Annotated in this window: 7 protein-coding genes and 1 tRNA gene; 5 read left to right on the forward strand and 3 right to left on the reverse strand. The window is 46.0% G+C overall.

The annotated features are described in order from the left end of the window. Positions 1-310: 310 nt before the first annotated feature. Both QUA53_RS08430 and QUA53_RS08435 read right to left on the reverse strand, forming a co-directional pair. Complete coding sequence (locus QUA53_RS08430) at positions 311-1,378, reverse strand: ABC transporter permease (protein ID WP_333096452.1); 1,068 nt, start codon at positions 1,376-1,378, stop codon at positions 311-313. Positions 1,379-1,530: 152 nt separating this feature from the next. Then, on the reverse strand, positions 1,531-2,664 hold the full coding sequence (locus QUA53_RS08435) for an AI-2E family transporter (protein WP_333096450.1): 1,134 nt from the start codon (positions 2,662-2,664) through the stop codon (positions 1,531-1,533). Positions 2,665-3,076: 412 nt separating this feature from the next. Here QUA53_RS08435 and QUA53_RS08440 point away from each other — a divergent pair, with 412 nt between their 5' ends. Then, the gene (locus QUA53_RS08440) at positions 3,077-4,870 is read left to right on the forward strand and encodes an efflux RND transporter periplasmic adaptor subunit (protein WP_333096448.1); all 1,794 of its coding nucleotides are present in this window, start codon (positions 3,077-3,079) and stop codon (positions 4,868-4,870) included. Between the two features lie 223 nt (positions 4,871-5,093). On the opposite strand, the gene QUA53_RS08445 is transcribed toward QUA53_RS08440, so the two are convergent. Next, a complete protein-coding gene (locus QUA53_RS08445; RefSeq protein WP_333096446.1) occupies positions 5,094-8,837 on the reverse strand; it encodes a chemotaxis protein CheB in 3,744 nt (1,247 codons plus the stop codon). 867 nt (positions 8,838-9,704) lie between these two features. Between QUA53_RS08445 and QUA53_RS08450 the strand changes: the two genes are divergently transcribed. The 4 genes from QUA53_RS08450 (at position 9,705) to QUA53_RS08465 (ending at position 12,088) form a co-directional block, all read left to right on the forward strand. Further along, positions 9,705-9,950, forward strand: a complete 246-nt coding sequence (locus tag QUA53_RS08450; RefSeq protein ID WP_333096444.1) for a HEAT repeat domain-containing protein — start codon at positions 9,705-9,707, stop codon at positions 9,948-9,950. 151 nt (positions 9,951-10,101) lie between these two features. Beyond that, a tRNA-Gly gene (locus QUA53_RS08455) sits at positions 10,102-10,173 on the forward strand. A gap of 54 nt (positions 10,174-10,227) precedes the next feature. Next, entirely contained in the window at positions 10,228-11,178 is a 951-nt protein-coding gene (trhO, locus tag QUA53_RS08460; RefSeq protein WP_333096442.1) for an oxygen-dependent tRNA uridine(34) hydroxylase TrhO, read from the forward strand. Between the two features lie 253 nt (positions 11,179-11,431). After that, on the forward strand, positions 11,432-12,088 hold the full coding sequence (locus QUA53_RS08465) for a glutathione S-transferase (RefSeq protein ID WP_333096440.1): 657 nt from the start codon (positions 11,432-11,434) through the stop codon (positions 12,086-12,088). Positions 12,089-12,196: the final 108 nt, after the last annotated feature.

A 12,196-nucleotide genomic window follows, 5' to 3' on the forward strand; every position in this document is an offset into this window, starting at 1 on the left:
AGTTAAACGGAAAAACTTTGGGGTTCCAACTTTTCACAACTGATAAAAAAATTCCACCCACATCTGCGGAATGTGGGTTTTACAGTGTCTACCTATTTACCGCGAATATTTTGAGAGTGTTGTTTAACGGGACTTAGACAAAAACTGAAGCCTCAATTGCTTCAAACCTATATACATAGAGGTTTTTAGCTCTAATGGGTAGGAATCCAGTATATTTAAGGGTTTCAGCCATTTTTGACCGATCGACCTCTTTGACTTACTCCAAAAAGTTTTCAGCTTTTTTAGGGGCTAGAAAATATCTAACTCCCAATTACCTTTGAATGCTTCTCGGATCGAGAGCATCCCGCAACCCATCCCCCAATAAATTAAACGCCAACACAGTCAAAATAATCAGTATAGCCGGAGGCCAAACCAACCAAGGCTGCAACACTAAAATTGAAGCATTAGTAGACAGGGATAATAAATTTCCCCAAGAAGGATCGGGCTGTTGAATTCCCAAGCCAATTAAACTTAAAACCGACTCCGCCACAATAAAACCCGGAACCGACAAAGTAGCAGAAATAATTACATAAGTAGCAGTTTGTGGCAAAACGTGGCGGACAATAATATAAATTGGATTTGCGCCCATTGCCCGCGCCGCTTGCACGAATTCTAGCTGTTTAATTGACAGTACCTGACCGCGAATCACCCGGGCTAAACTCGCCCAACTGATAAATGAAGTAATCAGCACAATCAATATAAATCGTTGAGCACTTGTCAATCCCGGTGGCAATACTGCTGCTAGCGCTACTAATAAATAAAGACCGGGAATCGTCATCAATACTTCGGCGAAACGCATTAAAATACTATCAATCCAACTGCCGAAATAACCAGATATGCCTCCGATTAACAATCCCAAGGGAAAAGAAATTGCTATTCCTACTAAACCGATGCTGAGGCTAATTCTGCTGCCGTGTACTAAGCGACTGAATTGATCGCGAGCTTGTTCATCCGTACCTAAAATGTTAATTTGGCCTTCTCCTGTAGTACCAAACAAGTGCCTGTCTAATGGCAAAACTCCTAAAAACTTATAGGGAGAACCTTTGACAAACAAACCGATAACAGAGGGTTTTTGCCAGTCTACAATTACCTCGCGAGCGCCGGTATTCGCATCCACCGGGCCCTGAGTAGTCGGATAAACGTGGGGCCCGATAAATCGCCCGTCTTGGGTGGTTAAATAAATCTGAGTCGGTGGCAGCAATGAACCGTTTAATTGAGAGTCGTAGGGGTCGTAAGGTGCCACAAATTCGGCTAAAAGCGCGACTGTATAAAAAATTAACAGCAGCACGGCTCCCAACCGAGCTAGAGGATTGTTTCTAAGATTTTGCCACCAGTTCATAAGTTTTTAGGTTTGAGTTTTAAGTGGGTTAGTAATAAAGACTAAAGTTCTTTGTAGAGACTTTAGTCTGTTCTTAATGGACTCAACAGCCAACAGTTAATTTCTGAGTTATAAAAGTTTTCATAATTGAATTGCTTACTACAAAAATTAGACTACTTGTGTTCATTTTCGACCAAGATTATTCTAGTTTCATCTTCTGGTATTTTCCCCAATTCCTCGCCGCTAAAAGGATTGTAGAAAAACGAGCCTGTTTGGGGCGGCAATTTGGGATTGAGTACAATTTCTACTATACTTTTTACAACCCCAGTGAGCGGGATTGCTAAGATAACTCCCAACAATCCTCCGACTCTTCCTCCTAAGAGCAAAGCTGTGAAAATAATTACCGGACTTAATCCGGTGAGATTGCCCATAATTCGGGGAGCTACTAAATTATCCTTGATTTGCTGAAGACCGATCGCCACTACCAACACTTGCAGCGCCAGCCACCAATCAATAAAGGCTACAATTATACTAACAGTGCCAATTCCCAAAGTTGCTCCAATAAACGGAATTATTTCCGTCAACCCTATAAACACGGCAAACAACAGAAAAAACGGCACTTGCAGCCACCAAAAAGCCAGAGTCAGCGAGATGGCCATAAATAGTCCCAGCAATAACTGTCCCGATACAAATCGCTGGAGGTTTCTCTCCAAAGTCTCTGTTAAAACATAGCGAATGTCTGGGGAAAAAATGCTGGTCAAACCCTGCCACACTCTTTTCCCGTCTAGGAGCATATAAAAGGAAATTACCAAAATAAAAATTAAGTCCAAAAACCAGTTGACAGTACCTACAACTAAGCCTAAACCCGTACCGGCGATCGCCTGGACTTGTCCCTGGACTCTAGCTGACAGTTGCTGCTCGAATATTTGCACGTCAAACGGTAAATTGCGCTCGGCACTCCACGCTTGAAATTCACCTAGCTGCAGCCGCCCCGACTCCAGCAATTCCGGCAACCTCACCCCCAACTGGCTCGCTTGGCTGAATACGGGCGGCACAATAGTTAAACCGATTACTACTACTATCACACCCGCAGTTAAATAAACCAGCCCCGCAGCTACTCCCCGCGGCAAAAATACTTGCAGTCTTTTTACTGCATAATTTAATAAAAATGCAATGAGTCCCGCTGTTACTAAAATGCTCACCAGTTCCCCAACATAACTGACAGCAGTTAGGGTAAACCATCCCGTCACTAGCACTAGCAGCCAAGTAATTAGAAACTGTTGGAGGGGAGAAAAGAGACTATTCATTTTGATTTTTTTTAAATAAAGTGGCACAATTTTTTCATCAGATGTGCCGTATTATACAATAAACACATGAGAGTATAGATTAGGAATAATCTGTTCAAGATTAGACTGACTTTTCTGTGCATTGATAGATAGGTGACGGCTCAGCCAGTTGGGGAGACACAAATGCCAGCCCGATCGACCCCACGAGCCGAAATCACTCTAATATTCAGTATGCCCCACAGACCGATCAAATTAAATGTCGATCGTACAAACTCGGATCAATTCGCCATTGTAATGTGAAAGGGCACCACACTCACCCAAAAGGGGGACGCGGGACTGCTGAGGCCATCCGCTAAAATGAATCAAATATAAAAACCGCAATCTTTCTTTACAATCAAAAAATCACAGGCTAATAACGGCGAGAGGAACTACCGTGACCAATCAAATTTTTTCAGAAGCGGAAGAAAAGCAACCCCTTCCCCCCGTGCAGAGCGGACGCGACAAGAACTCAGCAGTGGATGTACCTGAAAGTGGGGTCTCAGAACACTCTCGCTGGTCGTTATCCGGTGAGGAAGATGAACGAGAAGTTGCCCTAGAAGCTCCAGAAATGGAGGGGGAACAATCAGAAGAGTGGGAACCAGAAGCAACTGAAGTTGGGTCCCGTAAAGAAATCAGGTGGCCGGCATTGTTGGCGGGCGCGGGGGTTGGGGTGGCTGCAACGCTGCTAGCAGTAAACTTGACTGGGGGCAAGCAGAGTTCACCTCCGGCAGCTCCAATTCCATCGGCAACTCAGCAGGCGACGGCTGCGACGGTGACAGTGGCGCCTGTGGAATCAGCCCAGGTGGGTGAAACTTTGGAAGCGACAGGCACGGTGGCAGCCTACGACTTGCTGCCGGTACTGCCACAAGCCAACGGTTTGCAAATCAAGCAGGTGTTGGTGAATGAAGGGGATGTGGTAGAAAAAGGTCAGACGATGGCGGTTTTGGACGATTCGGTGTTACGATCGCAAATTGCCGAAGCGCTTGCGGGAGTACAATCGGCGAATTCTACCGTAGAACAAGCCGAAGCTCAGGTAGAGCAAGCTCAGTCAGCCCAACAAGAAGCCCGAGCCGGGGTCGCTCAAGCCCAAGCTGGCGTAGAAAAAGCCATCGCTGACGCAGCGCAAGCCAAAACAGGGGTCGGGCAGGCAAGGGCAGGTGTGGAACAAGCTAAAGCCGGTGTCACTCAAGCTAAAGCAGGCATTGCCTCCGCTCAGGCTAAATTAGATCAAGCTCAAAGAGAAGTAAATCGCACCCAAGATTTGGCGACCCAGGGAGTAATTAGTAAGCAAGATTTAGAAAGACGCAAGACAGAACGGCAGACTGCTGTTCAAGACTTGAACAAAGCTAAAGCTGACTTGAATACAGCTTTGGAAGAACAGAATAAAGCAGCGGAAGAAGTGCAATCTTCTCTCGCTAAAGTAGCTACTGCTGAAGCTAATATCAGTACGGCTAGAGCCGCTCTCGCCAGCGCTCGTGCAAAAGTGAATACGGCCGGAGCGAGTGTCAGCAGCGCCAGAGCCAATGTCGGAAATAACGCAGCAAGTGTCCGCAGCAATGATGCCCAAGTCAAACAGTTACAAACTCAACTAGAACAAACAATTGTTCGAGCGCCGGATAGTGGCACTGTGGCTGAAAGAATTGGTCGAGTTGGCGATGTTTCTTCGGGCAGCCAAAAACTTTTTTCGATTATTCGCGGCAACAAGCTGGAACTGCAATTAAAAGTACCGGAAACTCAGGTTTCGCAAGTCCGACCGGGAACAGCAGTCCAAATTACTTCTGACTCTGACAAGCGCATTAAGTTGTCAGGAACTGTGCGAGAGATTTCGCCGCTAGTTGACCCGCAAAATCGACAAGCTACGGTGAAGATTGATTTGCCGGCAAGCGAGTTTTTGCGATCGGGAATGTTTTTGCGCGCATCTATTTCGACGGCAACGGCTCAAGGTTTAAAAGTGCCGGCTAAAGCTATTGTGCCGCAAGCTGACGGCAGTTCTATTGTTTATAAACTTGTGGGCGAGGACAAGGTACAGGCTCAACCGGTGGAAGTTGGGGAAATTTCCGGGGGTGCTGTGGGCGATTTGACTGCTGCTAAGGTGGTGGTTAAAAAGGGTTTGAAGGCGGGCGATCGGGTGGTTGTTACTGGGGCTGGTTTTCTTAAGGATGGCGCTGAGGTTAAGGTTGCTAAATAGTTATTGGTTAGGGCTATTTGGAGTTAGGGTTATTTAGAGATTATTGCCTTTTTTTTGCCGCAGATGCAGGCGGATCGACGCCGATGAACGCAGATAACCACTGCCAACATTTCGATTACGCACGTCTACGGAAATTGCATAATTAAAGCACAGTTAACATTCAACAATCACGGACGGTACAACCAGAATTGATATCAATTATGTCTTTGGTAAATATCAGTGTCTAACTTTCTGGGATATCTGTTCGTAGCGGCAACCTCACGGTAAAGGTTGCCCCTTGTCCCTCACCCGGACTTTCTGCACTAACAGTACCGCCGTGGAGTTCTACTAAATGACGGACGATCGAGAGTCCTAGCCCCAATCCAGCTTCTCTGCGAGAGAAACTGCTATCGGCCTGACGGAAGCGCTCGAACACATAGGGGAGAAAATCAGGGTGAATGCCCTTACCAGTATCGCTAACTTGGATTTGAGCCATGCCATCAATGTAGTCTAATGCGACTTCAATTCTTCCTCCGGCTGGGGTGAATTTAATCGCATTTGAAAGTAGATTCCACACTACCTGTTGTAAACGGTTTGGATCGCCCAATACGTTTAGTGTTAAAGGAGTTAGCCTGGATTCCATTTGAAGATTTTTGGCTTCTGCTGCCAAAAGAACCACCTCCATTGCATTTTCAACCAGTGGATTCAGCTCAATTTCAGAAGCATTGAGCCGAAATTGACCTGTGGTAATCCGCGAAACGTCTAAGATGTCATCGATGAGCTGGTTTTGTGCTTTGGCGGCGCGCTCGATCTTTTTTAGCGCCTCCTCTGTTTTAGCCTCGTCAAATTTTTTCAGGCGCAGCAACTGTGCCCAGCCAATCATCGCATTGAGCGGCGTCCGCAGTTCGTGAGAGAGGACGGACAAAAACTCATCTTTGATGCGGTTGGCATCCTCAGCAGCCGCACGAGCCGATTGTTCTTGAATCCGAAGGCTGCGTTCTGTCTCCAACTGTTTTTGTTCGGTGATATCCTCGATCGCCAACAGAACCATCTGTGTATCGCCTATCGGAGGCATTTTGCGGGCATTGAGCAGCATTATTTTATGCCCGATCTGCTCAAAGTCATGCTCGACTTCAAAATCTTTAAACTCGGGGTTGCCTGCCAGAATTTCTTCTAGGAGCGATCGCAACTCGGGAATATTCCACTGTCCATTACCCATATCGAACAATGAGCGCTGCTCAGTTTGGCTCGGCATCACCTGAAACGTCTCGTAGAAAGAACGGTTGGCGGTGATCGCCTGCAGGTCGAGATCTAGCACTAGCAACGGTTCCCGCACGGTTTCCACGATCGTTTCGGCGTAATTTTTCGCTTCCATTAACTGCTGGGCGCTCACTTTTAGCTCGTTGATATCCACCAACATCAGCACAGCGCCATCAATCTTGTTGTCGATCGTCCGGTAGGGTCGAATGTGAAAATCGTACCAACGACCGTCTCGATCTTGAATCTCCTGAACTTTCAAATTGAGCGTGCGGATCACCTCTAAAATCCGTTGTTCTAAGTCCGGCACTATTAACTTGTGAGTGATGTCGCTCAAAGACCGCCCGACATCGCTAGAAATTAAGTTGAAGATACCTTCGATTGCAGGAGTAAACCGGCGGATTCGCAGGTCGCTTCCCAGCATCAGGATCGGAATATTGATGCTGGCCAGCAGATTCTCTAAATCGTTGCTCACCTGAGTGGATTCAACATTGCGCCGCTGCAATTCGTCATTAATCGTGTTGAGTTCTTCATTGGTTGCCTGAATCTCTTCTTTTGCCGTTTCGAGTTCCTCATTCATGCTTTGCAACTCTTCGTTGCTCGACAAAATCTCTTCGTTGGCGGCTCTCAAATCTTGATTAGCGGCTTGATGTTCTTGGACGATCGCTCCGAGATGTTGTTTAGTGGTTTTCAGTTCCTCTAGCAGCCTTGCAATCTCCTGACTTTCAGACTGTAAAGGATCGGAATTGACTCTACTATCGTCTGCAGCAGGCATTGCAGAGATCGTCGGGGACTCCTCTTGAAACAAAACTAAAAAATAGTCTTTTGCCACAGCGCCGGCTTGGAATGGAATCACATTAATTCCGACCTGCCGGACGATCTCGCCCTCTTTAACTTGCAAGCCTGCCCGTGCGATCGATTGCTTCTGCCGTGAGGCTTCTTGAATTGCAGTTTGCAGTTCCACGCGCAATCCTTCTTTTGCCATTCTCAGCAAGTTAAAGCTCGCCCTACCGGGAGCGACTTCTAGGTAGGGATTCGTCTGTCCTCGAAATTGCAGAATCTCGCTGGCTGAGTTAATCACGACCCCGACAGGGGCATAGTGATTCAAAACAATGCGATCGGTCTCTTTCTCCATTTCGAATTCCTCCCATCTTTCGGTCTGCTGCGGTAGAAGGTTGGAGGCTTTCAGAGGATAGTTGCTCACATTTAAATCCATGCTGAGCCAATCCGATCGCTGTTTTTTAGTATAAATTTTATTCTTTTTGTCGAATACCGCAAAAAATTCTGAAAACTCACCAACCGTTTCCGAATAGCCTAACAGCAAAAAGCCCGCGGGTCGAAGCCCGTAGTGGAACAGTGGCAGCAGTTTTTTCTGCAACTCTGGTCCCAGATAGATCAGCACGTTCCGACAGGCAATCAAATCCATCCGGGAAAATGGCGGATCGGCGATCAGGTTTTGTCTGGCAAAGACGCAGAGTTCCCGCACGGGCTTAGCGATTTGGTATCCGCCCTCGACTTCGACAAAGAACCGATGCAGGCGTTCGGCTGAAACATTCGCGACTTGGGCCCGGGTATAAAAGCCAGTGCGGGCGCTCACGATCGCATTTTCGCTGATGTCTGTGGCATAAATCTGAATCGACAGGTTAGTAGATCGAGCTGCTAAAAACTCTAGCAAGCAGATGGCCATCGAGTAAGCTTCTTCACCTGTTGAACAGCCGGCAATCCAAATTCGGATCGGTGTTTTCGGCGATTTATCTTTGACAATTGCGGGAAAAACATTGGCGCTTAAGGCTTCAAAGCTTTCGGGGTCGCGGAAAAAGCTGGTGACATGAATTAAGACATCGTGATACAGCGCCGTTACTTCTGTCGGGGCGTTTTGAAGATATTCGGCATAATCTTCGATCCGTTCCAGCTTGTAGAGCAACATCCGCCGATTTATCCGCCGCTTCAAGGTGGTTTGCTTGTAGTTAGTGAAGTCAACTCCTGTAGCAGCCCGCAGCAAAATGTAGATAATGGCGATCGCATCTTTATTTGCGATCGTCTCTTCGCTGGTTGTCGATTCTGTCGCAGGCTGAGCGGCAATGTAGGGATGACGGCCGATCTCTGCTATTTTCTGGGCAATTTTTTCCGGTGTCAAGATAAAGTCTACCTGACCCGTAGCCACCGCAGTATTCGGCATACAGCTAACTTGTGCCGAATTTTCACATTGGGCAAAAGTAATACCGCCGGCAGCCTTAATCGCTTTTAACCCTTGGGCACCATCGCCGTCGCCCCCGGACAAAATGACGCCAATGGATTTGTTCCCCCGTTCTTCGGCGAGGGATAACAGAAAAGTATCGACGGACATAAATACCCCGGTTCGTCTGGCGCGAGGCTTTAGCTTCAGCAGTGAGCCCTCAATGGTCATGCTGAAATTCGCGGGGATAACGTACACCTGATTCGGTGCTATGAGCATCCCATCTGTCACTTCATGCACGCGCATCTGGGTCGATCGAGCCAGAATCACACTCAACACACTTCCCTGACTCGGCAACATATGCTGAATTATTACAAAGGCCATGCCGGTATCGATCGGCAAATGGCTCAGTAATTCCATAAAGGCTTCCAATCCACCTGCAGAAGCTCCTATTCCGACTACAGGAAATAAGTCGTTTTGATTGTTTTGTTGCTTGCGATGGACTTGGATACCAACTTTACGTTGAGATTTCTTGGAATTATTTTTTATTGTCATTTTTTATACCCTGTTTATTCTTTTTTTGACCAAGTATTATTTTAGAGTTTATATTTATTATAATAATTGATAATCCTAAAATAAATGATTAACCATCTACCTGCGGATATATTGAGAGGCAGTCTGCGCGTGCGATCGAGCGATTTTTAAATTATTATTATTATAGAGAGCCATACTGCCTGCATCAAGGGGGACAATCGTGAGGGTTGAGATTTATCAAAAATTCTACTAATTGTACTCTTGAAAGTTGATAAGGAGTAAATTTTTCACCTTCTGCGATCGTAGCAATTCTATGAATGTTTGCCAGAGAGTCGAGTTCCCCTCAGTTCCCCTACTTATCGAGGAACTTCCAACCGGAATCTTGTCCACCCTTCTCAAGCAGTGGGGCTAGGGATAATAGGCGGCGAAAGAAAACAGTACAATTAAGTAGATAAACCTAAAAAAACAGAAGACCATACAGAACCGTAATTAATCTTGTTTTTAGGCAGCTTGTGGCGCTCCCAAATTCGCTAGCGCCGCGTCGATATAAACTATCTCTGGATTATGTTTTTAACTGCTTCATCACTTTTGGCTGGGGCATTTTTACCTTTTGAGTCATTTCCAGAGTATCGTCGATTAGCGGTTGCCAATATCGATCGAATTCACCAATTACTTTCTGAACTTCTTCTCGTGTTTAAGTTTGAGGCTGTTAATTTGCCGACACAATCTAATAACTGAGTTGATTACTTTCCCACAATCAGGCACTTTTTGCTAATATCTTAAATAAAAGTAACAAAAATATATTTTAATGGGGCGAGGGAAATTAGGGAAATCCAAGCAGCGCTGCAAAGTTCGGATTCTCAAGACAGGCTGCCGGGGGTAACTGCTGTGAGAAAGGGCGCTTCTGCGGTGGCGCTACCGATGTTGGTGAGGAAAGTGAACGATGGGGAGTTTACTGTGCGGTTAGTGGTGATGGGATGGCGGCAGACTCAAACTGCGGAAGCTTTGGCGGCGCTGTTAAAAATGATGCAGTTCGATCGCGATCCGAACGTGCGCGCAGAAGCCGCTAACTCTTTGTCAATGTTCGGGGCAGCTTTTCGTGGCGATGACAATTTGCTCGTCCGCCGCAGTTGATGGTTCCAGTGTACGATCGCTGCCACCCCAAATTGATTGTCAAAATGCTATACTCAAAATCAGAAAATAGTTGTACAATGTTTTTCTAGTGGTTTTTTAGCGCTGGGCCTCCAAAGTGAAAGCAGGTGAACGCAAGTAAAAAACACTAAGCGCGGGCGTAATTCAGTGGTAGAATGTCAGCTTCCCATGCTGAACGTCGTGGGTTCGAGTCCCACCGTCCGCTTTGACTGAATTTTCATAGAAGTATGAAAATTAATTAGTGCTATAAATTCAATCTATGGCTTATTTCTTAACCGCTGCTTTATATAAGTTCGTTGAACTACCTGATTTTGCTGAGCTGAAAGCACCGCTAATCGATTGTTGCAACAACAACAACGTTAAAGGCACTATCTTGCTGGCCGAAGAAGGCATCAATGGCACGATTGCCGGCTCGTCCGAGGGCGTACACGCAGTGCTGGCATTCTTGCGTAGTGACCCGCGTTTTGCGGATCTGGTACACAAGGAATCTTTCTCGGAAAAAGCACCTTTTTACCGCCTGAAAATACGATTGAAGCGCGAAATCGTCACGATGGGAGTACCGGACATTAATCCCCGCCTCATGGCTGGCAAATATGTTAAGCCGGAGGAGTGGAATAAGCTGCTTGACGATCCCGATGTTGTCGTGGTTGATGTGCGTAATGACTTCGAGGTATCTATGGGTACTTTTGAAGGCGCTATTAATCCAAAAACAAAAAGCTTTTCTGAGTTACCGGAATGGGCGCTGCGGGAAACTGCTTTACGCAATAAACCCAAGGTGGCAATGTTTTGCACAGGTGGTATTCGCTGCGAAAAATCTACTGCTTTTTTGCGTACTCAAGGTTTTGAGGAAGTGTATCATCTCGAAGGCGGAATTTTAAAATATTTGGAAACGGTGCCGGAAGCCGAAAGTCGTTGGGAAGGTGAATGTTTTGTCTTTGATGAACGGGTTTCTGTTGGTCAGGGGTTAAAGCCGGGTAACTATGAACTTTGTCGCGGCTGTCGTCACCCGATTAGTCAGGAAGATAAGGCTTCTGAATTATTTGTACTTGGTGTGAGTTGTCCTCATTGTCATGACTCCAAAACTGAAACCAAAAAACAAGCTTTATCTGAACGTCAACGTCAGATTGAGCTTGCTAAGCGTCGCAACCAAGTACATATAGGCGCGCGCTACGATGCGAAGGAAAAAGTAGATGACGCCTGCGACCAATAGTATTAAAACTAAGCTCAAAGAAACCCGGTTTCTCCGAAAAATCTTGTTTGGCGGCGATAAATCTACGAAGAAACCGGGTTTCTGATCCGAAAAACCCGATCGTGCGATCGACTAATTATATCCTTTCCTGTTGCATCGAAATAATAAAATTGAGTCAACAGTTAACACTCAACCATTCAGTTTTTCGACCCCCAGTCAACAGTCAACAGTCAACAGTCAACAATAATTCGGGTGCAACCGGAATTGATATAATATGTCAGCAACATACCCAATTTTGTATTCCTTCCGCCGCTGTCCCTATGCTATGCGCGCGCGCTTGGCCTTGATGGTTAGCAATCGGGTGTGTGAGTTGCGGGAAGTTGTTTTGCGAGACAAACCACCAGAGATGTTGGAAGTATCTGCCAAAGGTACAGTACCAATATTGATTGATGTTGACGGGCAGGTACTGGATCAAAGTATGGATATCATGTTGTGGGCATTGAGACAACACGATCCTGAAAAATGGTTGATGCCACAGCAAGGTTCTGTTACAGAAATGCTGGAACTAATCGCTCTATTTGATGATAGGTTTAAATATCATCTTGACCGTTATAAGTACCCCGATCGTTATCCCGGTGTTGATGCCCAAGTACATCGGTATGAAGGTTCTTTATTCCTGGAGAAACTCAACTCACAGTTAAGTGCCACTAAATATTTGTTTGGTAACAATGTAGCATTGGCTGATATGGCGATCGCACCTTTTGTTCGTCAATTCGCTCATACGGATCGAGCTTGGTTTAACGAACAGCCTTGGCCACAACTACAAGCTTGGTTAGCAGGGTTTACAGACTCGGAAATTTATAGCAGTGTTATGCAGAAATATCAGAAATGGGAATCCGGTAATCCAGGGGTTATTTTTCCTCCCTCGTAATTACTTATTCTTATTCGCTGCCCGCATATTTATTAATTCTCAAAATGTTATTTACCATGCTAAACTTATTGTTTTGAGAATACCAGATTGACCGAAAGCATCCAGGGT

Source organism: Microcoleus sp. Pol12B3 (genome assembly GCF_036701355.1).
GTDB lineage: Bacteria > Cyanobacteriota > Cyanobacteriia > Cyanobacteriales > Microcoleaceae > Microcoleus.